28 protein-coding genes and 1 pseudogene are annotated in these 22,850 nt (G+C 69.5%); 19 read left to right on the top strand and 10 right to left on the bottom strand.

Annotated features, from left to right (window positions below; translation table 11 throughout):
• The first annotated feature begins 1 nt into the window (after position 1).
• From JOF29_RS00110 to JOF29_RS00135, 6 genes and pseudogenes are all read left to right on the top strand, one after another.
• Positions 2 to 328 (top strand): P-loop NTPase family protein, encoded by a 327-nt coding sequence (locus tag JOF29_RS00110; RefSeq protein ID WP_209692189.1) that lies wholly within the window; start codon positions 2 to 4, stop codon positions 326 to 328.
• Between the two features lie 365 nt (positions 329 to 693).
• A complete protein-coding gene (gene tgmA, locus JOF29_RS00115; protein WP_209692190.1) occupies positions 694 to 966 on the top strand; it encodes a putative ATP-grasp-modified RiPP in 273 nt (90 codons plus the stop codon).
• A 2-nt stretch (positions 967 to 968) separates the two neighbouring features.
• Entirely contained in the window at positions 969 to 1,946 is a 978-nt protein-coding gene (tgmB, locus tag JOF29_RS00120; RefSeq protein WP_209692191.1) for an ATP-grasp ribosomal peptide maturase, read from the top strand.
• A complete protein-coding gene (tgmC, locus tag JOF29_RS00125) occupies positions 1,943 to 3,148 on the top strand; it encodes an ATP-grasp peptide maturase system methyltransferase (RefSeq protein WP_209692192.1) in 1,206 nt (401 codons plus the stop codon). Before tgmB ends, tgmC begins: the two co-directional genes overlap by 4 nt.
• A gap of 396 nt (positions 3,149 to 3,544) precedes the next feature.
• Complete coding sequence (locus JOF29_RS00130; protein ID WP_209692193.1) at positions 3,545 to 4,843, top strand: tyrosine-type recombinase/integrase; 1,299 nt, start codon at positions 3,545 to 3,547, stop codon at positions 4,841 to 4,843.
• Positions 4,844 to 4,845: 2 nt separating this feature from the next.
• Positions 4,846 to 5,585, top strand: a pseudogene (locus JOF29_RS00135) (Tn3 family transposase); the annotation flags it as partial.
• 250 nt (positions 5,586 to 5,835) lie between these two features.
• Here JOF29_RS00135 and JOF29_RS00145 read toward each other — a convergent pair.
• The 8 genes from JOF29_RS00145 to JOF29_RS00175 all read right to left on the bottom strand — a co-directional run bounded on the left by JOF29_RS00145 (position 5,836) and on the right by JOF29_RS00175 (position 11,282).
• Positions 5,836 to 7,206 (bottom strand): dihydrolipoyl dehydrogenase family protein, encoded by a 1,371-nt coding sequence (locus JOF29_RS00145; protein WP_209692196.1) that lies wholly within the window; start codon positions 7,204 to 7,206, stop codon positions 5,836 to 5,838.
• A gap of 53 nt (positions 7,207 to 7,259) precedes the next feature.
• Positions 7,260 to 7,382, bottom strand: coding sequence for a hypothetical protein (locus tag JOF29_RS44275; protein ID WP_281067203.1), 123 nt, complete (start codon positions 7,380 to 7,382; stop codon positions 7,260 to 7,262).
• Positions 7,379 to 7,783, bottom strand: a complete 405-nt coding sequence (locus JOF29_RS00150; RefSeq protein ID WP_209692197.1) for a MerR family transcriptional regulator — start codon at positions 7,781 to 7,783, stop codon at positions 7,379 to 7,381. Before JOF29_RS00150 ends, JOF29_RS44275 begins: the two co-directional genes overlap by 4 nt.
• A gap of 434 nt (positions 7,784 to 8,217) precedes the next feature.
• Entirely contained in the window at positions 8,218 to 8,958 is a 741-nt protein-coding gene (locus JOF29_RS00155) for a hypothetical protein (protein ID WP_209692198.1), read from the bottom strand.
• A gap of 95 nt (positions 8,959 to 9,053) precedes the next feature.
• Positions 9,054 to 10,019 carry a cytochrome c biogenesis CcdA family protein gene (locus tag JOF29_RS00160; protein WP_209692199.1) on the bottom strand — a complete coding sequence of 322 codons (966 nt, stop codon included), beginning with the start codon at positions 10,017 to 10,019 and terminating at the stop codon, positions 9,054 to 9,056.
• Positions 10,016 to 10,561 carry a TlpA family protein disulfide reductase gene (locus JOF29_RS00165; RefSeq protein ID WP_209692200.1) on the bottom strand — a complete coding sequence of 182 codons (546 nt, stop codon included), beginning with the start codon at positions 10,559 to 10,561 and terminating at the stop codon, positions 10,016 to 10,018. Before JOF29_RS00165 ends, JOF29_RS00160 begins: the two co-directional genes overlap by 4 nt.
• Positions 10,558 to 10,884 (bottom strand): mercuric ion transporter MerT, encoded by a 327-nt coding sequence (gene merT / locus JOF29_RS00170; protein ID WP_209692201.1) that lies wholly within the window; start codon positions 10,882 to 10,884, stop codon positions 10,558 to 10,560. The genes JOF29_RS00165 and merT overlap by 4 nt, the downstream gene beginning before the upstream one ends.
• Positions 10,885 to 10,907: 23 nt before the next feature.
• Entirely contained in the window at positions 10,908 to 11,282 is a 375-nt protein-coding gene (locus JOF29_RS00175) for an ArsR/SmtB family transcription factor (protein WP_209692202.1), read from the bottom strand.
• A 135-nt stretch (positions 11,283 to 11,417) separates the two neighbouring features.
• Here JOF29_RS00175 and merA point away from each other — a divergent pair, with 135 nt between their 5' ends.
• The 4 genes from merA to JOF29_RS00190 all read left to right on the top strand — a co-directional run bounded on the left by merA (position 11,418) and on the right by JOF29_RS00190 (position 14,089).
• Positions 11,418 to 12,848, top strand: a complete 1,431-nt coding sequence (merA, locus tag JOF29_RS00180; protein WP_209695894.1) for a mercury(II) reductase — start codon at positions 11,418 to 11,420, stop codon at positions 12,846 to 12,848.
• A gap of 13 nt (positions 12,849 to 12,861) precedes the next feature.
• A complete protein-coding gene (locus JOF29_RS42550; protein WP_245357381.1) occupies positions 12,862 to 13,074 on the top strand; it encodes a MerR family DNA-binding transcriptional regulator in 213 nt (70 codons plus the stop codon).
• A complete protein-coding gene (locus tag JOF29_RS42555) occupies positions 13,038 to 13,331 on the top strand; it encodes a MerR family DNA-binding protein (RefSeq protein WP_307863076.1) in 294 nt (97 codons plus the stop codon). The genes JOF29_RS42550 and JOF29_RS42555 overlap by 37 nt, the downstream gene beginning before the upstream one ends.
• Positions 13,332 to 13,393: 62 nt before the next feature.
• Positions 13,394 to 14,089 (top strand): alkylmercury lyase family protein, encoded by a 696-nt coding sequence (locus JOF29_RS00190; RefSeq protein ID WP_209692203.1) that lies wholly within the window; start codon positions 13,394 to 13,396, stop codon positions 14,087 to 14,089.
• An 866-nt stretch (positions 14,090 to 14,955) separates the two neighbouring features.
• On the opposite strand, the gene JOF29_RS00195 is transcribed toward JOF29_RS00190, so the two are convergent.
• Both JOF29_RS00195 and JOF29_RS00200 read right to left on the bottom strand, forming a co-directional pair.
• Positions 14,956 to 15,147, bottom strand: coding sequence for a hypothetical protein (locus tag JOF29_RS00195; RefSeq protein ID WP_209692204.1), 192 nt, complete (start codon positions 15,145 to 15,147; stop codon positions 14,956 to 14,958).
• 571 nt (positions 15,148 to 15,718) lie between these two features.
• On the bottom strand, positions 15,719 to 16,030 hold the full coding sequence (locus JOF29_RS00200) for a hypothetical protein (protein WP_209692205.1): 312 nt from the start codon (positions 16,028 to 16,030) through the stop codon (positions 15,719 to 15,721).
• A 90-nt stretch (positions 16,031 to 16,120) separates the two neighbouring features.
• On the opposite strand from JOF29_RS00200, the gene JOF29_RS00205 reads away from it, so the two are divergent.
• From JOF29_RS00205 to JOF29_RS45800, 9 genes are all read left to right on the top strand, one after another.
• Positions 16,121 to 16,693 carry a hypothetical protein gene (locus JOF29_RS00205; protein WP_209692206.1) on the top strand — a complete coding sequence of 191 codons (573 nt, stop codon included), beginning with the start codon at positions 16,121 to 16,123 and terminating at the stop codon, positions 16,691 to 16,693.
• A 394-nt stretch (positions 16,694 to 17,087) separates the two neighbouring features.
• Positions 17,088 to 17,393 (top strand): hypothetical protein, encoded by a 306-nt coding sequence (locus tag JOF29_RS00210; RefSeq protein ID WP_209692207.1) that lies wholly within the window; start codon positions 17,088 to 17,090, stop codon positions 17,391 to 17,393.
• Positions 17,394 to 17,531: 138 nt separating this feature from the next.
• A complete protein-coding gene (locus JOF29_RS42560; RefSeq protein WP_209692208.1) occupies positions 17,532 to 18,104 on the top strand; it encodes a recombinase family protein in 573 nt (190 codons plus the stop codon).
• Positions 18,105 to 19,094: 990 nt separating this feature from the next.
• The gene (locus JOF29_RS00220; RefSeq protein ID WP_372446218.1) at positions 19,095 to 19,610 is read left to right on the top strand and encodes a tyrosine-type recombinase/integrase; all 516 of its coding nucleotides are present in this window, start codon (positions 19,095 to 19,097) and stop codon (positions 19,608 to 19,610) included.
• Entirely contained in the window at positions 19,607 to 19,945 is a 339-nt protein-coding gene (locus JOF29_RS00225; protein WP_209692209.1) for a helix-turn-helix domain-containing protein, read from the top strand. Before JOF29_RS00220 ends, JOF29_RS00225 begins: the two co-directional genes overlap by 4 nt.
• Positions 19,946 to 20,064: 119 nt before the next feature.
• Positions 20,065 to 21,477 carry a site-specific integrase gene (locus JOF29_RS00230; protein ID WP_209692210.1) on the top strand — a complete coding sequence of 471 codons (1,413 nt, stop codon included), beginning with the start codon at positions 20,065 to 20,067 and terminating at the stop codon, positions 21,475 to 21,477.
• Positions 21,478 to 21,786: 309 nt separating this feature from the next.
• Positions 21,787 to 22,239, top strand: coding sequence for a heavy metal-responsive transcriptional regulator (locus JOF29_RS00235; protein ID WP_307863077.1), 453 nt, complete (start codon positions 21,787 to 21,789; stop codon positions 22,237 to 22,239).
• 191 nt (positions 22,240 to 22,430) lie between these two features.
• Entirely contained in the window at positions 22,431 to 22,610 is a 180-nt protein-coding gene (locus tag JOF29_RS42570) for a MerR family DNA-binding transcriptional regulator (RefSeq protein WP_245357382.1), read from the top strand.
• Positions 22,611 to 22,624: 14 nt separating this feature from the next.
• On the top strand, positions 22,625 to 22,846 hold the full coding sequence (locus JOF29_RS45800) for a MerR family DNA-binding protein (protein ID WP_372446323.1): 222 nt from the start codon (positions 22,625 to 22,627) through the stop codon (positions 22,844 to 22,846).
• The last annotated feature ends 4 nt before the right edge of the window (positions 22,847 to 22,850 follow it).

The raw sequence follows: 22,850 nt of genomic DNA on the forward strand, positions 1-22,850 counted from the left end.
CGTGACCGGCAGCCAGCTCGCAGCGGTGGGGTATCTGCGGCAGTACCGGTCCATGACCCGCTACCAGCTGTCCGCGGCGCAGGAACAGCTCGCGGCATACGCCGGACAGGAAGGGTTCCTGCTGCGCAAGGTGTTCGTGGAGCAATTGGACTCCGACCCGGCCGCCTTCGACGCGCTGATCAAGTCGGTGAAGCGGCGCAAGATCACCGTCGTGATCGTGCCGACTACAGCCCACCTGAGTGCCGTCGGCGACGGTGAGACGAAGTTGCAGCGCCTGCAGCGCGAGACCGGTGCTCGGGCCCTGGCCGCGACCGGACCGCCTCCCTGATCCGGCGGGCCTGCGCCGCTTGTCCTGTCCGGATGGAACTCCTCACCGCCCGGACGGCTTTTCTGGTGGATTCGTCACCCGCCCGGCGCAGGGCCCCGCCCCGTACTGGAGTCCTCAGCTCAGCTGCGCCGCAGGCGCGGCGAAGCGCTTCCCCGGGGAGCTGAGGACTCCACTCCCTGCCCGGTGGGCGGGCGTAACGATCCCTGCATCTGCGCCCGCCCACCGCTCCACATCCACCCCACCTCCCGTCTGCAGGCGGGGCCGACATCCCGGCTCGACACCCAACAGACGGCCGCACACGACGTCACCACAGGCCAGACTGACAGTGAGCATCAACTCACCAGCCGTAGCCGAAGGAGAACTTGATGAGTGATCCGAATCGCCAGGTCCAGCCATGGGGTATCGGCCGGATGGGCCTGTACCAGGCTGCTGACCCGCTGCCGTATGTGCGGGTCGAGCTGGACCCGGTGACCCAGACGGCCACGCGGTACGCCGTCGATGGCACCGTGATCGAGATGAAGCACGGCACCAGCAGGCCGGTGAGACAGCCCACCCAGACTCCCGGCCCTGATGGTGGCGACCCGAGGAAGCCGCCGGACCCGGACACCGACCAGATCACCGCCTACGAGCCCGACTGAGCATGCCCGGCGTTTCCCTTGCGGCGCGGCCGGTGCTGGTCGTCACGCATCTGGATGACGTGACCGCCGACCTGGTCGTTGCCCAGTTGCACGATCGAGCTGTACCGGTTGTCCGGCTCGACCCGGCCGACTGCCCCGACGAGATGGGCATGGATGCCTACCTGGATGGCTCCGGCCTGACGGGAACTGTCACAACGTCGAGCCGGGAACTGCGCCTGGACCAGGTGCGGGCGGTGTACTGGCGGCGCCCATCACCGTGGCGGGCCGCGGCAGGCCTCGAGGGCGAGTCGGCGGAGTGGGCCTTGGAGCAGACCCGGTGGGGACTGGGCGGGGTCCTGGCGTCGCTGCCCGGCGCGCTGTACGTGAACCATCCCTGGCGGATCCGCGACGCCGAAGCCAAGGTCGCCCAGCTCGCGACCGCCGGGGCATGCGGGTTCAACGTGCCGGCCACCGTGATCACCACCGATCCGGCCGTGGCGGCCAAGTTCATCGCCCGCCACGGCCCGATCGTCTACAAGCCACTGTGGAACACACCCTGGACCGGACCGGACGGCCGGGCCCGCACAGTGTGGGTCCGGCACGTCGAACCAGGCGAGCTGGACGACACCATCGGCACCTGCCCTCACCTGCTTCAGGCAGCCGTCGACAAGGTCGCCGACCTCCGCATCACCGCCGTCGGCCGGCAGCTGATCGCGGTCCGGATCGACGGCGCGGCAGGGCTGGACTGGCGCGAAAACTACGACCAGTTGCGCTACACCCAGATCGACACCCCACCCCAGATCGCCGCCGCGATCAGCGCATACCTCGAGCGTTTCGGGCTGACCTACGCTGCGTTCGACCTCGGCCTGGACCGGCACGGGGCAGTCTGGTGGTACGAGGCGAACGCCAACGGGCAATGGGCGTTCTACGACGACCCGATCAACGACCAGATCGCACAAGCTCTGGCCGCCGTACTGGAGAAGGGGACAATCAGCCGGTGAGCACCACCCCGCACCTCGACGCGACAGGCAGCCAGTTGCGCCGCGAGCTCGCCGACGACCTGGAAGCCCGCGGCGCACTACACAGCCCAGCCTGGCGGGCCGCGGTCGAGACCGTGCCGCGGGAAGCGTTCCTCGGCGAACGGGTCTACCAGCGCATCGACGGACCCGGCCCGACCCAGTGGCGGCCCCGCACCCCAGACACCATGCGCCCGGACCAGTGGCTGACGCTGGCCTACCGCGACGAAACCCTCGTCACCCAGCTCGACCACACCGACACCCCGAACGCCCCCGCCACCGGCATAGACGGCGTACCGGTTCCCGGGGAACCGACCTCGTCGTCCACGCTCCCGAGTGTTGTCGTGCGGATGCTGGAGGACCTGCAGATCGACGACGGCGCCCGGGTGCTGGAGATCGGCACCGGCACCGGCTACTCCACCGCGCTGATGTGCGAGCGGCTCGGCTCGGGGAACGTCACCTCGATCGAGGTCGATCCCGGCATCGCAGGCCGTGCCCGCCAATCCCTGGCCACCGCCGGGTACACCCCGACGTTGATCTGCGGCGACGGCCTGGCCGGCGACCCCACCGGCGCCCTGTACGACGCGGTGATCGCGACATGTTCTGTCCGGTCGTTCCCGGCCCCGTGGATGGACCAGGTCCGGATCGGCGGGACCGTGCTGGCCACCTTGTCAGGATGGCTGCTCGGATCCGCGCTGGCCCGGATCCACATCACCGGACCCAACACCGGCCAAGGCCGTATCCTGCCCGGCTTCACCCAGTTCATGCCCGCCCGGCCACACGCCGCCCCACCGCTGCACCACCTGCCCAGCCCCGACGGGTACACCGAACGCGATACGCCATTGGGGCCCGACCGGCTGACCGATCCGACCGGGCGATTCCTCGCACAACTTGCCGCACCTGCCGCGCAGTACCTGCCGCCCTACACTGATGCCGAGATCGCGATGCACCTGCTATACGACCGAGCCGCCAATGCATGGGCCCGGCTCTACCAAACCCCCACCGGTACATGGAAAGTACGCCAGGCTGGCCCCGTCAACCTGTGGGACGACATCGAATCCAGTTGGACCGCCTGGATCCAAGCAGGCCGTCCCGCCCATCACGAACTGACCATCGACATCACCCCTGCCAGCCAGACAGTCACCCTGCCCACACCACACGGCCAACGGACCTGGCGACTGCCCTGACAGGGTCCCCTCATGCCTGAGAGGCGCGATGAAGGGCGCGTTGCAGCGGGTCGAGGACGGTCAGCCGGATCGCCCTTCACGCCGGCCTTTCGCGGGCCGATCACATCGCTGAGGAGCACATCATCGGAGCCCTCGAAGCTGTCCGGCTGTTCAGCGAGCGCGAGGACCTGCACCGCTTCTACCCATCGGTGCAGAACTACCGGGACAACGCCTCCAAGCAGTGGGTGACCCACCTGCACCCGTTGCAGGTGGTCCTGTTCCACCGGGGCCAAGTGGGCCACCCAGCCACGGAAGTTGATGCCATCGTGGAAGCCGCCGATGGTACTGCCGCCGCGGATGCTGGCTGTCGCCCAGAAGTGGCTGGCGGCCCGCAAACTGACCGACGCCCCGTCGACAGTGGACAAGCTGGAACTCGCGGTGCGCGTGTTCGGCAACTGGCTCGGCGAGAACCACCCCGAGATCACCACCTTCGCCGACGTCACACGGGATCACTGCCTCGGCTGGATCGCCCACATCGCCGAAGCGCCGACCGAGAGGACCGGCAAACCGCTCGGCGTGATGTCGCGGATCCAGCGGATCTCCGGCCTCTCCCAGTTCTTCCGGGACACCGCGATCTGGCAGTACGCCGATATGCCCGGCTACACCCTCATCGGCGCGGGCGACGCACCCAAGTTCCCCCAGAAGGTGCCCCGGTTCATCCCCGACCACGAGCTCGACAAGTTGATGCCGGCTATCGAGGCCATCGCCTGCCCGTTTCAACGTGCCGCACTGCTGGTGGCTCGCTGGTCCGGGGCCCGCCGCTCCGAGATCCAGCGCCTCCCCATCGACTGCCTGGACCGCTACCCCGACGGGACTTCACGGCTGCGATTGTCCGGTCGCAAGACCTACAAAGAGCGGGTCGTCCCACTGCACGAGGACGCCGCACAGGCCCTGCAGAAGGTCATTGACTTGCGCAAGAACGCTCCCGAGAGACCCTTTACCGACGAGCGCACCGGTGAGGAGATCCGCTACCTGTTCATGAGCCACGGCAAGCTGCTGTCGACCTACTACCTGTTCGAGACCTCGATCCAGGACGCGTGCAAGGCCGTCGGTCTGGTCCGCCCGGGCGGCCGAGACGGCACTGGCCGCGGCACCGTCTCGGCCCACCGATTCCGCCACACCGTCGGCACCCAGCTCGCCGAACGCGGCGCGAAGCTGCACACCATCATGAAGGTGCTCGGGCACACTTCCGTGAGCATGGCACTCGTCTACGCGCAGGTCAGCGACCAGGAAGTACTGCGCGACTACCGCGCCGTCCTCGGGCCCGGAGCAACGATCGCCGGCCCGGCCGCCGACGAACTACGCAACGGCGCGCTGCCGGACGCATCGGTCGATTGGCTCAAGATGAACTTCTTCAAGACCGAACTCGAACTCGGCCGATGCCTGCGACTGCCCGCCGAGGGGCCGTGCGAGTGCGACCTCTACCTGACCTGTGCCAAGTTCGTCACCACACCTGAGTACGCGCCACGGCTACGGGCACGTCGTCAGGTCGAGCAGACGCTCGCCCTGGACGCTGCCGATCGCGGCTGGGACCGCGAGGTCGAACGACACCGCTGCACCAGCCAGCGCATCGAAAAGCTGCTGGCCGACCTCAACGAGCCCTTCGACGACCCGAACGACACACCGGAGGATGATCAACTTGAACTGTCCACATAAATTCCGACATGGTCTTCGGCATCTTCAAGATGCTCGGCTACCGCTTCTCCCCGCGCTTCAAGGACCTCGAAGACCAGCGGTTCTGGAAGGCCCAGATGCCCGGCGCCGAGGCGCAGGGCGGGTACGGGCCGCTGGAGGCGCTGGCCCGCAACAGGGTCAACGTGAAGAAGGTCCTCACGGCCTGGCCGGACATGCTGCACCTGGCCGGCTCCCTGGTCACCAACCAGGCGCGCGCCTACGACCTGCTGCGGATGTTCGGCCGCGAGGGCCGCCCCACCCCGCTGGGTCAGGCGTTCGCCGAGTACGGGCGGATCGCCAAAACGCTGCACCTGCTCGCCGTCGTCGACCCGGTCGACGACACCTACCGGCGCCAGCTGCACAAGCAGCTCACCGTTCAGGAGTCGCGCCACAAGCTCGCCCGCGACATCTGCCATGGCAAGAAGGGCACCATCCACCAGGCGTATCGGGACGGGATGGAAGACCAGCTCGGCTCGGCCTGGTCCTGAACGCCGTGGTGCTCTGGACGACCCGGTACATCGACGCCGCCGTCGCCCAGCTCCGCGCGGAGGGCCACGAGATCCGCGACGAGGACGTGGCCCGGCTTTCCCCGCTCAAGCACAAAAACCTCAACGTCCTGGGCCGCTACAGCTTCACCGCCACCCAGCCGGCGGGCGGCACCCTGCGCCCGCTGCGGGACCCGGACGCGGCCGAGCTCGACGACGAGGACGGCGCGGAGGATTGACGGCGTCAGGAGGCCACCAGGGCGCCGATCAGCTTGTGGGCCGCCGCCTTGATCAGCCGTTTCGCGGCCGTCGTCGTCCCAGTCGACGCCGGGGTGCCGGGCCAGTTCGGCACGGCTGGTCGACAGACCAGCCGCCCGCGGCGGCGGCCTCCTCGACGGTGACGGGGCGCCCGGCGGCAAGCCGAGGTGCAGGATCAGGTCGGGCAGTCCGAACTGGGGCTCGTACGAGCGTCACGAGTCGTTGGGCTGGTTAGGTGCCGACCTCGCGGTGGACGCCGCCGGCGGCGGTGTTGACGCCTTCGGCGAGGGTGGGGTGGATGTGGATGGCGTCGGCGATGTCGGTGTAGCGGGCGCCGGTGTGCATGGCGATGACGGCTTCGTGGACGAGTTCGGCGGCGTGGGGTCCGGCGATGTGGCAGCCGAGGATCTTGTCGGTGGCGGCGTCGACGACGAACTTGACCAGGCCGCGGGTGTTGCCGATGGCGCGGGCGCGGACGACGCCGGTGAAGTCTTGCCGGCCGATGATCACGTTGTGGCCGGCGGCGCGGGCCTGGGGTTCGGTGAGGCCGACGGCGCCGACTTCGGGGTCGAGGAACACGCCGTGCGGGACGACCCGGCCGGTGGTGCTGCGGGCCTGGCCGCGGTACACGGTGCGGTAGGCGACGTCGGCGTCGTGGCGGGCGGTGTGGGTGAACATCGGGCCGCCGCGAATGTCGCCGATCGCCCACACGTCCTCGGCTCCGGTGTGGAGGGTGTCGTCGACGGTGAGGAAGCCGTGTTGGCCGGGTTCGAGGCCGAGGTGTTCCAGGCCGAGGTTGTCGGTGTTGGGGGTGCGGCCGGTGGCGATCAGCAGGTGGCTGCCGGTGAGTTTCGTGCCGTCGTCGCAGTGGACGCGGACGTCGCCGGCCGTGCCTTCGACCGCGACGCAGGCGGTGCCGGTCAGGACATCGATCCCGTCGCCGGCGAAGCCGTCCGCGACGGCCGCGGAGATGTCGGGGTCCTCGGCGGGCAGCAGCCGCTGCGCGCGCTGCACAACGGTGACGCGGGACCCGAAGCGGCGGAACATCTGGGCGAACTCGCAGCCGATGTACCCGCCGCCGATGACGATGAGGTGGTCGGGCAGGTCGCGCTGGTCCAGCAGTGTGCGCGAGGTCAGGTAGGGGACGGTGTCGAGGCCGTCGATCGCGGGGATGGCGGTCCGTAGCCCGGTGGCGAGGAAGATCCGGTCGGCCTCGAGGTCGGTGCCGTCGATCCGGAGCCGATGGGATCCGGTGAAGCGACCTTCCGCTGGGTAGAGGTCGACAGTCGCAGCGCGGTCGACCGTTCGGTAGGAGCCTGTGCGGATCGTGTTGACGATCTTGTCCTTGCGGTCGACGACCGCGGCCAGGTCGACCTCGGGGTCACCGACCCGGACACCGAACTCGCCGGCCTGGCGGATCCGGCTGGCGAGTTCTGCGGACGCGATCATAGTCTTGGTGGGGATGCAGCCCCGGTTCAGGCAGGTGCCGCCGAGTTTCTCTTTCTCGACGAACGCGACCCGGCCGTGCCGTCCGGCGCGTAGCGCGAGCGGCAGCCCGGACATGCCGCCACCGAGTACCAACGTGTCGTATCGCTCCACCATTGTTCGTTCGACCTTCCTGGATGTGCTGGGTTCCTGGTTGTGGCGGGCGGCTGTCAGGCGGCGGGGAGGTGTTGCGCGAGCAGCCGGTGCGGATGGGGAGGTGCGGGTGTGTTGGTCCAGGCCTGCGCGGCGGCCAGGTTCGGGCGGTCCGGGACGTGCAGGGGTTCGAGCTTCATCGGGTCGTCTCCGGGTGGTCGGTCGCTGTGAGCAGGGTGTGGCTGCGGTCGGTGTGGGGCAGGCGGTCGGTTGCGGCCAGGTCGGTGAGCCAGTCGTGTATGAGTTGCAGGTCGCGGATCCGGTGTTCCAGGTCGGCGCGGCGGTGTTCGGCCAGCGCGCGGGCCTGGTCGCTGTTGTCCGGGCCACCGCTGTTGAGGTGCAGCAGCTCTTCCACCTCGGCCAGGGTGAAGCCGAGCTCCCGGGCGCGTTTGATGAACCGCAACAGCTCCACCGCGCCGGCCGGGTAGTCGCGGTAACCGCCCGGTGTCCGCGGCGGTCTGGTCAACAGCCCGCGGCGCTCGTAGTAGCGCAATGTCTCGGTGTTCACCCCGGTCTTGCCGGCCAGCTCGCTGGTTCGCATGCCCTCATCGTCAACCCTGGCCCTGGCTCCAGAGTCAAGTCCAGGCTCGGATCGACCCTGCTCCACCATCAACTGGCTCCTCATCGTGCTCTTCGGTTTCCCGAATCCACCTGCTGCCGCCAGTGCGTGCCGCGTCCGCCGCCGGGCGTGGGCTGTCGGGGCCGTTCAGGTGATGCCGGACAGCGTCGGGCGGTGCGCTGGTAGAGGAGCCACGCGGTGGTGAACAGCACCGCCGTCGCGGTGAAGAACGGCCACACCGCTGGGCCGTCGACGGCGGCTCCGTCGGTGGCGGCGGTCAGTGCCGGGGCGGCGCAGCACATGCCGATCATGGTCAGCCCGGTGCCGAGCAGGGCCGGCCAGGCCGCCGAGCCCGGCGAGGACGGCCGCCAGCAGCCGGCCGAGGATGCGCCGGGCGCGGGGCATCGGGGCGGGTGTCATGGGGCTGGCTGGGTGGTCGGGCGGCGGGTGAGCAGCGCGGGCAGCAGGCCGCGGTGGCGGGCCATACAGCCGATGTCGGCCGCGAGGGCTAGGCCCATCGCGAGGTGGGCGAGCAGGGTGATCAGGTAGTAGCCGTTGAAGATGGTGCCGTACTTGTCCAGGCCGAAGGGGCCGAACTGCGGTTCCATCGGGGGCAGGGTCATCATGGCGGTCTCGACGAACAGCACCGCGTACAGCACCGGCCCCCACCAGCGGGTGCGGCCGAAGAGGATGGAGTAGACCAGGGCGAAGGAGATGCCGTTGAACAGGTGGTAGACCGCGCCGAGGGTGTAGCTGGCCGGGGTGGGACCGGCCATGGGCTGGGCGCCGGTGATCAGGTTGCCGAACATGGTGATGGAGTCCGGCAGGTAGCCCAGGTGCACGCCGGCGCCCCGGACCAGGTCCAGGGCGAGGGTGAGGGTGATGCCGCCGGTGACGCCGACTGCGATGCGGTTCTGCAACCGTTCCAGGCCGGCGGCGCGGGCATACAGGTAGACGGCGGCCACGATGGCCATGCCGGGCAGACCGAGGGCCCAGAACAGCACCTGCAGGGAGAACGAACTGTTGGCGGTGGCGGCCACGACCAGCAGCGGGGAGATCCCGCCCGTGGCCAGGACCAGCAGGGTCAGCGTGGTCTCGGTCCCGGTCGCGATTGGAGCGGACGGCTGGACCGTGACGGTTGCAGAGGCAGTTGGCATGGCAGATCCTCCGGACATGTAGGGGAGTCGGGTGCCGCGCGAGCAGGGTTGCGCGGCTGGGTGCCGCCCGCGGGAGGGGTTCCGCGGGCGGCGGCTCAGCAGCAGTGACTGCCAGGGCGGTCCTGGTCGAGCGCGGCGGGGACCGGCTGGGGCGCTGTCTCGGGGGCGCGGCAGTCCGGATCGCGCCCCGGGGTGTCGCCGTCGCCGGCCGCGGCGGCACGTCTGCCGCTGTTGCGGAGGTGGTAGTGGAGGGCCAGTGTGGCGACGAGGAGGACGGCGGCGGCCGCGAGCCAGGCGATGAGGGTGGTGTGGGCCTGGACCCAGGTGGAGATGGTGGCGGAGAAGCGGGCCAGGCCGCCCGAGCGGCTGGCAGTGGTGGCGCCGTTGGTGGCGGCGGGGTACCAGTACCAGGCCAGGTAGATGCCGGTGGCGACCAGGATGGTGGCGGTGACGCGGGGGCCGTAGCGGGCCAGGGCCGTGATGCGCCGGGTCAGGGCGGTCCCGGCCGCCGCGGTGGTGACCGCGACGAGCAGCAGGACGGCGGCGGATCCGGCGGCGTACGCGGCGAACACGGCGAGCAGCCCGGCGTAGCTGGCGGTGGCCTGGGCCTGGGCGATGACGGCGAGCAGGACACCGAAGGTGCACGACAGGGACGCGGCCGCGTAGCCGATGCCGAAGACCAGCATGCGGCGGGCGGTCGGTGGACCTTCGGCTGCCCGGCTGGGGACACCGGGCAGCCGAAGGGTCAGGGTGCGGCCGGCGAGCATCGCCAGGCCGAGCAGCAGCAGCACGATCCCGGTGGCCAGCCCGAGCCACGGGGCGGCGGAGATGAGGGTGCGGGCGCCGGCGCTGACGACCAGCCCGGCGGCCGCGAGGGTGCCGGCGAAGCCGATCGTCAGCGCGGCACCGGAGCGCAGGGCGCGGCCGAGGCGGACCGGCAGGGGCGAGGTGTCGGTGTCGCCGAGCGCGTAGCTGATCCAGGCCGGCAGCAGCGCGAACCCGCAGGGGTTGACCGGGGCGATCATCCCGGCGGCGAAGGCGAGGGCGAGCAGGCCGGTCACCGGGCGCCCGCCGTCTCCAGGGCCGTCCGGATCTTGTCCGGGCCGGGGTCGGTGGCCCGGTAGGTGACCTGGCCGGCCGGGTCGACGACGATCAGCGTGGACAGCGCCGCGACCTTGTACCGCTGGGACAGCACGGCCCCGGTGTCGATGGCCGCGGGCAGATCGGGAGCCTTGATGTAGTCCAGGAACCCCCGGATGGTCTCGGGCGATTCACTCGGGTCCATGTCCACCACGAGGACATTGGCCTTACCGCTCAGTCCCCGGCCGGCCTCGGCCAGCGACTTGGCCCCGCCCACACATGCGCCGCAGCCGACGGAGAAGAAGAACAGCGCGGTCGGCTTGTCGCCCGGCACCTTCATCTTCTCGCCGCCGATCGTGGTCACCTCGGTGCTCTGCTGCGCCCCGGAGCCGGCGGCCGCCCCGGCGGGGCTGCTCTGCGAGGTCGCGGGGTCCTGGGTGCCGCAGGCGGCGGCGCCCGCCACGACCAGGGCGGTCACGGCGAGGGCGAGAACAGCGCGGCGGCGGGACAGGAGTGTCGTCATCGGAAGCGGGGGCCTTCCTGGTCGGTCGAGTTGTGCCGGCGTTCCCGGCCGGTGCGGTTCTTGTCCGCCTCGGTGGGCGGACAGCACTCGTCGCGTCCTGCGCGGCGGCGCCGGACGACGGCGGTGACGGCGGCCACCACGAGGAAACCCGCGGCGGCGATCACCCACGGGTTGCCCAGGAGGCCGCCGACCCCGGCGAGCGCGCCCGCGGCGATCAGGACGGGCCCGGCGCAGCAGACGATCATCAGCACGGCGGCGCCGATCCCGGCAGCCGCCGAGCCGGAGGACTCCTGGTCACCGCGCGGCGGCCTGTGAGTGGTCATGACGGAACGCTCCTTCTCGTGGGTCAGATGCCGGGGATGCGGGTGCAGCAGGTCAGCGCGCTGGCGTTGTCCGCGGCCAGCGACCGGGCCAGCACCACCAGGTCCACCACCCGCGGGTCTCCGACGGAGTAGCGCAGCTTGCGGCCGTCGCGCCGGGCGGTGACGTAGCCGCAGTCCACAAGACAGGACAAGTGAACCGACACGCGCGGCTGGGAGATTCCCGCGTGCTCGACACACTCGGCCGACGTGCGGTCGCCACGCAGGATGAACTCCAGCAGCTTCAGCCGGGTCGGGTCGGACAGGGCACGGAAGAACTTCGCCACCGTGTCCAGATGGGTGCACGGCACCTCATCCGCGGTCGGCGCGGTCGGGGCAGGGGCGGTCAGGGACTGGGACATACGGGTGGCCTCCTCCATACAACTGAAACAACAATTCGCCTAGCCGCATAGTATGGTGGCGGTGAGCAATTCGGCAACCCGCATAGCAACGAGCCCGGAGTCCCGGGCTGCGAACGAGGAGGCAGCATCGTGACCATGACGGATTCCGGCTTCGACCTGGCGGTCATCGGCTCCGGCTCGGCGGCGTTCGCCGCCGCCATCGCCGCCACCAACCAGGGCGGCCGGGTGCTGATGGTCGAGCGCGGCACGACCGGCGGCACCTGTGTGAACGTCGGCTGTGTGCCGTCCAAGGCGCTGCTCGCGGCCGCCGAGGCCCGCCACGGCGCCCACGCGGCCGGGCGCTTCCCCGGCCTGATCCCGGCCGAGGTGCCGGTCGGGTTCGCGGCGCTGATCGGCGGCAAGGATGCCCTGGTCGAGCAGCTGCGCACGGAGAAGTACACCGACCTCGCCGGCGATTACGGCTGGGAGATCCTGCACGGCACCGCCGGCTTCGCCGGGACCACCGAGGCACCGGTCCTGGAGGTGGCACTGAACGAGGGCGGCACCCGCCGGATCGAGGCGGCCCACTACCTGATCGCGACCGGCTCAGCCCCCTGGGCTCCGCCGGTACCGGGCCTGGAGGAGGCCGGCTACCTGACGTCCACCACCGCGATGGAGCTCGACGCTCTGCCGGGGTCGATGGTGGTGGTCGGCGGGAATGCGGTCGGCCTGGAGCAGGCCCAGATCTTCGCCCGGCTCGGCACCCAGGTCACCGTCGTCGAGGCGCTGGACCGGCTCGCCCCGTTCGAGGAACCCGAAGTCTCTCAGGTGATCGAGGAGGTCTTCGCCGACGAGGGCATCACCGTGCATACGGGCGTCACGCTCGCCGCCGTCCAGCGTGACGCGCACGGCTACACCCTGACCGCCGGCGAAGGCAGTGCAGCCGTCGAGCTACGGGCCGAGCAGCTGCTGATCGCGACCGGCCGCCGCCCGGTCACCGCCGGGCTGAACCTCGACGCGGTGGGCGTGAAGACCGGTTCGCGTGGCGAAGTGGTCGTCGACGAGTTCCAGCGCACCACCAACGATCGGATCTGGGCCGCGGGCGACGTCGCCGGAGGACCCCAGTTCGTGTACGTCGCGGCCGCCCAGGGCACCCTGGCCGCCGACAACGCCCTCGGTGCCGCCGAGCGGACCCTGGACTACGCCACCGTGCCCCGGGTCACCTTCACCAGCCCGGCCATCGCCGCCGTCGGCATGACCGACGCCCAGGTCGTCGACGCCGGAATCCGCTGCGACTGCCGCACCCTGCCACTGCAGTATGTGCCCCGGGCACTGGCCAACCGCGACACCCGCGGCCTGGTCAAGATCGTCGCCGAGGCCGGCACCGGCCGCCTGCTCGGCGTCCACGTCATCGCCGACGGCGCGGGCGACATCATCACCGCCGCCACCTACGCCCTCAAGGCCCAGATGACCGTCGACCAGCTCGCCCACACCTGGGCCCCCTACCTCACCATGGCCGAAGCCCTCAAGCTCGCCGCCCAGACCTACACCGCCGACGTCGCCAAGCTCTCCTGCTGCGCCGGCTGACCAAGAGATCGCCATGACCACGGGCCAAAGCTCGCCGCCGGCCCGGCCGATGACGGTCGGGGAGCTGTCCCGCCGCACCGCCGTACCCGTCAAAACGCTGCGCGAATACACCGACCTCGGGCTGATCTACACCATCGGCCGCAGCCCCGCCAACTACCGCCTCTTCGACGCTGACGCCCTGTGTGGTGCGTGCACTTCATCGGCCAGATGCGTGGCCTCGGCATGACGATCGCCGAGATCCGCGAACTGACCACCGGATGGCCCGACCGCACCGACCGGTCCAGCGGGACTCGCCTGGCCGAACTGCTGCGCCGCTCCCGCCGGCGCCTCGAGCAGCGCATCGCCGCCCAGCAGCAGATCCTGCGCCGCATCGACGCATTCGAAGCCGAACACCGCACCGACCTGGCCAGGGGCGACGTCTGCTGGGCCGGTGATCCGCGCTGCGCGGCGGGGCTTGACCCTCACCCCGGGGTGAGCTCCTAACGTCGCAGCTGAAGCGAAATCGGCAGGTCGCGAACCGGGCCTGCCGACCACGAGGAACCGCGATGGAGGTAGCGATCGTGACCAGCACCGCTGACAGCGGCAGCGCTGTCAACGCCATCAAAAGCCTCGCCGACCAGCTCGGCGTCGTTCTCATGAGCGAGGCGCAGGCCACGCTCCCACCCCCGCTGCGGGAGCTGCACCGGGCCATCCTGGCCGCATTCGTCGACAGCGGCGCGGCGCCCACAGTTGCCTGGGTCACCGACCGGGCCAGCCTCCTCGGCATCGACCCCGGCCAGGCCCTGCACGACCTCGACCACGCCGACCTGGTCCACACCGCAGAGGCTGTCGTCACCGTGGCCTACCCGTTCTCCGGCACCCCGACGCGGCACCGCGTCCAGCTCGAGGACGGCCCCGCAGTCTGGGCGATGTGCGCCGCTGACGCCCTCGGCATCCCCGCAATGACGGGCCGCAACGCAACAATCACCAGCACCGACCCGCACAGCGGCGAGGCGATCGGCGTCGAATTCCACGACGGCACCTGGACCTGGGAACCCGCCACCACGGTCGTGCTCGTCGCCGGCGCCGCCGGATGCGGCACGGCCGCCGAGGCCGCCTGCCGGTACGTCGACTTCTTCGCCCGCGCCGAACACGCCCAGGCACACCTGCAAGCCGACCCGACGCTCACCGGCCAGATCTACGACCAGGCCAGCGCGATCGAACTAGGCCGGACCATCTTCGGGCCCCTCCTCGGCCGATGACACGACTGGGCGGTAGCAGTGAAACCCACTCCCCAGAACGTGTCACTGCACCAATCGACTCTTGACCTGGCAACGGAGTCAAACCCGCCGCCGTGCTGAACTCGTCAGGTCGACTGGGAGGTGCTGGTGTGGGGCTCCTGCGGTCTGGGTTGATCGAGCAGCATGGGGTGGGCGAGGACCCTATGTGGTAGGTGCCGGGTTCCTGCTGGCCTCGGGTGCGCCGGCAATGTCCACATCAGCCTGGCCGCCGACGAGGCGCGCGCCGGGCTCGCGCCCGGCGCTCCTCGGCGATGGTCACCGCGCTCATCGATCGTGTCGCTGTGTCGCCGCCAGCAGCAGAGCCCGATGGCGACCGTGTACAAGATGGCGAACCCCGTACTCATCGGCATCAACTCCCCGGCACCGTCGTCAGGCGGGCGGCTCCCGCGATCCCTTGTCCAGCAGGCCGCCGGTGGGGGCCGGGTATCTCACTGCGGTTGACCCAAGGTCTCGCCGTCGCAGCCGAACCAGCCAAGTGCGCTCATCGACGCCCGTGGGCTCTGGGCGCCGGGACGTCCCACCTCGAGTCAGGCCCTCTGATGGGCCCCCAGTGAGAATCGCTGGTCAGCCAAATCCGCCCGATTTTCGGCGGTTACTACGGCGACCCCTGAAGGACAAGCACGTGAACTGCCTGGGCCGGTACGCGATCATCTCCTCCCAGCCCGCACGGGGCTTGCGGCCGGCACGGACGAGGCCGACACCGCCTGACCGGTTGCGGTGGATGGGTCCCCGTACCCGACGCACGTGTAGGGCCCCTGATCGGTCGCGCGACGGGATGCGGCGGGCCCTGTCCAGTCGCCAACGCCGGGCGACTGGACAGGGCCGGGCTAGTGGCGTCGGCGGTGTGAGCCGGCGGTGGCGGCCCAGTCGAGGAGTCTGTCGTCGGCGAGCACGGCGTCGCCGTCGACCGCGGCGGGAACGGCGGCGGTGATGACCGCCCAGAGGGCACGCAGCCGGAGGGCGACGTGATCGACGACGTCGCCCTCGGGCCGGCGCGTGGTGTAGCGGCAGTGCCTCATGTTGCTCCCCAGTTCCTCCCCCTGCTGGTCATATCGGCTTCACTGGGGCAAATGTTTCGTCCAGCTCACCTCGCCAGCTGGTGAGCTGTCTCACTCGTCGCTGGCTGGTGTCAGACCCGCACCCGGCGCTACTCGACGATGGCCACCCCGCTCATCGATCGCGCCCCTGTGTCGCCGCGAGGTAGCAGCAGAGCCCGATGGCGACCGTGTACAAGATGGCGAACCCCGTACTCATCGGCACCAGCTTCCCGTGCATCGTCAGGGCGGTCGGCTCCCGCGATCCCTTGTCCAGCAGGCCGCCGGTGGGGCGGGATCTCGCTCCAGTGGACCCAGGACTCGCCTTCGCCGTCGCCGAACCAGCCAAGTGCGCTCATCGGCGCCGTGGGGGCTGGGCACCGGGACGGTCCCACCTCGAAGTCAGCGGGTGGTGGGAACGCCCCGGGCCTTGAGCCGACGACCAGGTACCGCGTGGGAGGGGGGAGGTCTACGCGATCGGCCGGCCGACCTGTCCCGACCGTAGCGACGGCGACCCCACCCGGATAGAGCTTGACCACATATTGAGCACTCTCCGTTATCGAATCTGGCGAAAATGACGAAGATTCATCTCGAATCCACACGCAGAGTGACCATGGCCGGTCGTCTCGCTGACCTCCACCACGTCGACGACGTCGCCGACGGCGTAGTCCTGCCGGAAGAACGGCGCCAGCAGCGCCCGCGCCGCCTCGAGGTGGCCGATCGCGGCGGCCGCCGCGGTGTCCAGGTCAGCGCCGGGCTCGTCGACCACGATCATGGCGCGCAGACCCGGGTCGCTCAGCATCAGCTCCAGCTGCTGCTCGGCGGCGATCAGCTGGGCTTCGAGCAGCCGGACTCCGGCACGATCCACGAGCCCATCATCCATCCGCAGCCGGGGACCTCGCCCGGAGGTCGCTGACGCGCGGGGGCTGCAGATCGTGGCCGGTACAGTCCTGGGGAAATGATGGTCACCGACCTGCACCACTATCTCGACCTGCCGGTCGACGCGCCGGGTCCCGCCCGCCGGTTGGCCGAATACCTGAACAACCTGGTTCGAGCGGCAACGGCAGGCGACGCAGGCATCGCCTGGGAAAGCGCGCTGCCGTGCCGCCGCCGGTCGGGCAACCGGCGCTGCCCGGGCCGGACGATCGTGGTCCGGGCCGACCCGCCAGCGCCGATCCGGTGGCACTGCGGTGACGAGGGCGTCATCAGCAACTGGGCCGGCTCACCCTTCGGCCTTCGCCCGCGACGACTCACCCTCGCCGAGCCCGTGAACGAGATCGTCATCTCGGCGGAGGTGGCCGCAGCACTGCGCGAGCTGCGGTTGCTCGATCCCGGCTGCGAGCGGCTGGTGTTCCGGATCCGCGCCCACACCGACGGCGCCGCCTTGCCGGCCACCGGCGACGACCTGGACGAGCTGCTCGGGTTCGTGGCCGCCGAAGCCAATCACGAGCCGGACCGGCGCCGCCGGCGGCGACTCGACGCCGCGTTCGACGCGCTCCACATCGCGGCTCAGGCCGCTGACGGCCGATGATCGAAGTGGCATAGCCGGCAGCCGGCCGGGTCATTGCTGCAGGCACGGGCGTCATGGAATACCCGCGGACCCCGTCTCACGAGGCGAAGGCACCAAGGGATTCCCGGTCAACGGGGGCACGGAACGGGACGGCGTGCCGGTTCGCGTGGGCGGCGGCGGGTCAGGCACACGTGTACCGCCAGCCGGCCGGTCACGAGCCGCCGCACCGGTGCAGCTACTGCGGACAGAGCCACCGCGGCGCGACAGGCGACCGGACCGGGAACGCATAACCGGAAGATGGGCCGGACCGTGGTCTCGGCGGTAGGTTGCCTGCCGTGGCCAAACCCGCTGGGTTCGGTACGACGTTCCGCTGCTTGTCCGGGTCGATCTGGACGACGAGTTCGTCGACGAACAGGTGACCCAGGTCGTGCTGGCCATCCCGATCCCGGATCCGGGGTTCCAGCCGCCGCTGGAGGGCATCACCTGGCCCGCGATTTCCGCGGCCACTTCCTCGTCTACGACGGGGGATCCCGGCGCCGAGATGGTCCGGGTCGAAGACGACCTTGCCGATCAGGCCATCAGGGTTGCGGGGGACCGCTCGGACTGGCCGGAGCGTGACGTGTGGGAAGAGGGCACCGATCCGCGCCGGATGCCCGGCCTGTACGACGACTACCCCGAAGACGACGCCGAGGGCGAGGACCCGGCGGTGCAGGGGCACTGACTGACCTGAGGATGTATCGGTAACGATCGTTCGCGAGACACTCCAGTCGCCTGGCCTGGCTGAGCCTGGGAGCGGTGTAACGGAACCCGTGAACGCAGCAATGTCACACCCTCGGGGGTTCGCGATACAGTTCATGGTGTGCGAATCGGCTACGGACGGGTCTCCACCCGTGACCAGCACCCCGAAGCCCAACACGACGCGCTCGCCGCGGCCGGCTGCGACGAGATGTTCATCGACAAGGCCTCCGGAAAGCTCGCCCGCAGGCCCGAACTCGACCGCGCCTTGCTGTCGGCCAACCGGGCCGGCGACCAACTGGTCATCACCAAACTGGACCGGCTCGGCCGGTCGCTGGAACACCTCATCGACCTATCCAAGACCCTGCAGGCGCGCGGAGTCGACCTGATCGTGCTCGACCAGGGCATCGACACCTCCACCGCCGTCGGTCGCATGTTCTTCCAGATCCTCGGCTCAATCGCCGAGTTCGAACACGCACTCATGTCCGAACGCACGCTCGACGGCCTGGCCGCGGCGCGAGCCCGCGGACGCACCGGCGGCCAGAAACCGAAGCTCGGCGCCCGCCAAGTCACCCTGGCCCGGCAGATGTACGAAGAACTCGGCGACGACGGCAAACGCCGCTACACCGTCGCCCAGATCTCAGCCGAATTTGGCGTCACCCGCCCCACGATCTACCGCCATCTGTCCAAGCCGTAGACCGCATCGGCTTCTCAGAAGCCACCTGCATCGGAACGCTGAATGGCGGCAACTTCACTCTCGTCGGACCCGCTGACGCCACAGACCGTTCGGTAGTTGCTCAAGTCCCGATCATGTGCTTAGCGCCAACGGCTGTACCGCTAGTCCAACTGCCGCCAATTGCATCAGATGCGAATTCGCGACGGTCTGCGAATCGGCCTGCGTGGGGGCCGTCGGCTGCGCTGCGATCCGGCGGAATTGAGCGCCAGCGTTACCGGTGACGGTAGCGGTCGGCAGCGTCTTGTTGCCACTCGCCTAGGGGGCTGACCTGCGGGTTCTCTGGCGGTCCGCATAGGATGCGGTTTTCTCGCATCTGATGCGAGTCACGGAGAGTGGTGGATCGGTGGGATTCAACGGTTCGATACCAGGGGCGGCGAGACTGCTCCTGGTGGACGGGGTCGCGCTGCTGCGGCCGGAGGAACAGGTCTTTACGGCGGTGTTGGCCGGGTTCGCCAATCAGCAGCTCGCGCGGAATCTGGCCCGCACGACCGTGGAAGCCCGGGAGAACACGGTCAAGGCGTTCACCGCGTACGTGAACACCTACCCGTGGAACTGGACGCCGGCGATGGTCGACGAGTGGCTCGGAGACCTGCGCTCACTGCGCGATCTGAAGCGCTCGACGATCCGTTCGTACTCCGAGGCGGTCCGGTCATTTTGCCACTTCGTGACGGACCCCCTCTATGAATGGACCGCGACCTGCGAGGAACGCTTCGGGACTCACCCAGTCCAGGTAGTGCACGAGTGGAACACCGCGGTGCACGTTCAGGACAACGAGTCTGACCCGAAGAAGCGCGCGTTCACCAAGGCCGAACTGCACGCTTCTTCGCCCACTGCGACGACGAGGTCGCCCGGATCCGGGCCTTCGGCCGCAAGGGCTGGCTGCCCGCGTTCCGCGACGCGACCCTGTTCAAGACCGCGTACGCCTACGGGCTGCGGCGCAACGAGACGCGGATGCTTGACGCCGCCGACTTCGGCCGCAACCCGCACGGCGGCGAGTTCGGCGAGTACGGCCGGTGCCAGGTCCGGTTCGGCAAGGCCAAGAAGGGCTCGCCACCCAAACGCCGTGGGGTGCTGACCGTGTCCGGCTGGACCCCTGATGTCCTGGACGAGTGGTTCACCGAGGTCCGCCCGCTGTTCGGCGCCGACAACAACCCAGCGGCCTGGCCCTCCGAACGGGGCCTGCGGATCGGCTGCCAGCGGATCAACTCCCGCTTCATCGCCTACCGCAAAGCCCTGGGCCTGCACGACGGACTCGACTTCCACTCCTTCCGACGGTCCTACGTCACCCACCTGATCGAGGACGGCTGGGACCCACGCTTCGTCCAGGAACAGGTCGGCCACGAGCACGCCAGCACCACCTCCATCTACACCTGCGTGTCCTCGGACTTCCGCACCCGCACTCTGCGGCGGCACCTGGACTCCACCATCGCCGCGGCCCTCCAGACCCAGACCGGGAGGCAGGCATGAAACGCAAGGTCGGCTACACCTGGCGGCTGCGCGAGGTCATGGCCCAGCACCAGATCTTCACGGCTACCGAACTGGTGCCGCTGCTGCGCGAGCGGGGCATCGACTTGTCCGCCTCCCAGGTCCACCGTCTCGTCTCCGGCACCCCGGAACGGCTGTCGTTGCAGGTCATGGCCGCGATCTGCGACATCCTGTCCTGCACCCCGGCCGACCTGGTGGCCACCACCGCCGAGAACGCCGGCATCCGCAAGACCGCTACCGGTGACCTTTCCACCCCTCCCGCGAACGTCGCGAAGCTGCGACCTCGCGCCGCCCGCATCCTGCCCGACGTCACTTGACCCGCACCTACGCCACCGACGAGCAGTACGAACGCTGGTTCCTGGCCGAGTGCTGCCGCTGCGGACGCCGCAAGCACAAGGCCGGCACCTGGCCGGACGGCTACGTCTGCCGGACGTGCTTGGACCGCGCGGTGCGCACCCGGGGCACCTGCCCGGGATGCGGCCAGGACCGGGCCCTCCCCGGGCTCCGCCCTGTCGACGGCACCGCGATCTGCACGACCTGCGCGGGCTTCTCCCAGACCTTCAACTGCTCACGCTGCGGCTTCGAGGGAAAGCTCCTGGGCGGGCGGCTCTGCGAACGCTGCACGCTCGCCGACCGGCTGACCGCTCTCCTGGACGACGGCACTAGCCGTGTCCGTCCCGAACTGACGCCGCTGTTCGACCTGCTGTTGGCGATGGACAAGCCCAGCAGCGGGCTGGCCTGGCTGGCCCTGCGCCGCGATCAGCCGGGAAACGCCTCTGAGCGACTGCGGCAGCTCGGCCTCGGGCAGATCCCGCTGACCCACGACGCGTTCCACGAGCTCCAGCCCTGGCGGTCAGCCGCTCACCTGGAAGAACTTCTGATGGCAAGCGGGGTTCTGCCCGCCGTCGACAAGTACATCTGCTCCTTCCAGCGCTGGCTGCCCGGTTATCTGGCCGATATCGCCGACCTCGAACACGCGAAATCGATCAGACTCTTCGCGACCTGGCGCGTCCTTCCCCGACTACGGGGACGAGCCGACCGAAGCCACATCACACCCAGCGTCCGCCGCTTCGCCGCCGAGCAGGTCAAGTGCGCCACCGCCTTCCTCAACTGGCTCGGCGAACGGAGCACCACCCTCGCCTCCTGCTCCCAGATCGACGTCGACGCTTGGTGGGCCGAGAACAGCGAGCACGGCCGCAACTGTTTGAGGGCTTTCCTCAACTGGGCCATGCAGAGCCGCCATTGCCGACGCTCACTGTCCATACCCGCGATGAAGGCCACCCGACGAGCCGCGCTGAGCGAAGACGAACGTCTGGATGCCCTCGGTCGGCTGCTGACCGACCAGGACACACCGCAGAACCTTCGCGTCGCCGGCGTCATCGTGCTGCTCTACGCCCAGCCCCTCACCCGGATCGTCCGACTCTGCGTCGACGACGTCGTGCACGACGGACAAGCGGTGCTTCTGCGGCTCGGAGAACCGGCCTCACCCGTCCCCGAGCCGGCCGCTTCCTTGCTGCTGGATTACATCGCCGACCGCGACAACATGAACACCGCCACCAACCCGGCATCCCCCTGGCTGTTCCCCGGCCGCCGGGCGGGCCAGCCCTTCCGCCCCGACCAGCTGTCCGCACTCCTCAACAAGATCGGTATCCCAGTAGCAGCCGCCCGCGGCGCCGCCATCCGACAACAACTCCTTGAGATGCCCGCTCCCGTCGTCGCAGCCGTTCTCGGCTACCACGACAAGACCACCACCCGCCTGCTCAACGAGACCGGCGGGACCTGGAGCCGATACGCCGCTGGAGATCACACACGGTCACCAGCAGGTTGGGCTCCACGAGGGAACCGGTGACAGTTGAATACGCGAGCCCACCAGTATCGGCCCCACGACGCCACCGCGCGGACTGGATTGCGGGCGGAGGTCTGTTGCCCGCGGCCCCCACCAGACGCCGGGATCGGGGCCGAGAACCTGTTCACCTCCGAAGACCCCATGCGGGGTGCTCCGGAGGTGAACAGATGGCCGGTGGAGCGGTGTTTTTGTCGAGATTCGCTCAATCTCAGATTTGTGTTGCTCAATCTGAGATTGGTTCTGAGGCTGGTGTGGCTGAAGGGGCATCTTGGGCAGGGATGGGTGGTCTCGGGGGTGTGGTGATTGGTCGTTGTGAACGCCGAAGTGAACGTCGATGAGACCCTCCCGGCCTTGACGGTGGGACAGGCCGCGTATGCCTCCGGGCTCACCCCGAAGGCGGTCCGGCTCTACCAGGCCAAGGGCCTGCTTCCGCCCGCGGAACGCAGCGCCGCCGGCTACCGTCTCTACACCAACGACGACGTCGCCACCCTGCGCTTCATCCACCAGGCCCGCACCCTCGGGCTGCGGCTGGACGAGATCGGTGACATCCTCGACATCCGCCGCGATGGCAGCGCGCCCTGCCACCACGTCTTACGGCTGATCGACCAGCACATCACCGAGATCGACCGCACCATCACCGAGCTCCGCCAGCTCCGCGGCACCCTGAGCCACACCCGCAAGGCCGCCGCTCAAGCCGCCGCTGCAGGTTCAACCGGACCTCGCCGTACGGGGATGTGGGGCCAGAACAGGCGGTGGCGTACTTGATACCTATTGACCGGACTACTGGCGGATTTCTCGGCGTGTTCCGGGTGGCGGGGTGACGTTCCCGGTGCGGAGGACGGCTTGCTTGAGCATGTCGATCAGCGGCATGGTTGCTTGCCGGTCCTTCCCATCGGTGGTGGGCTGATACCTCACAGTTGAACCTTCCAGTAGCATGGAAGGTCACGGGAGGCGTCATGAAGATCGGCGAACTGGCCGCCGCCAGCGGCACCACATCCAAGACGATCCGCTTCTATGAGCAGTCCGGTGTATTGCCCGAGCCCACGCGGATGCCGAGCGGTTACCGCGACTGCGGCCCGGAGTTCATCGAGCGGCTCACCTTCGTCCGCGCGCACAGGCGGCCAGACTGTCGCTGAGGGAGATCCGGCAGATTCTCGCCGTCCACGACCGCGGTGAGGCGCCCTGTGGCCACGTCCGCGGTGTCCTGGCGGACCGGCTCGACCAGGTTCGGGCCCAGATCGCCGAACTGGTCGCCCTCGAGGAGTACCTGGATTCACTGCTCGCCTATGCGCGGCAGAGGCCACCGACTGATCACGACGGCAGCGCTGTCTGCTGGATCCTGGAAACCGACCCCGACGAGCAGGGCAGTTGATGTC

This window comes from Kribbella aluminosa, from assembly GCF_017876295.1.
Taxonomy (GTDB): Bacteria; Actinomycetota; Actinomycetes; order Propionibacteriales; family Kribbellaceae; genus Kribbella; species Kribbella aluminosa.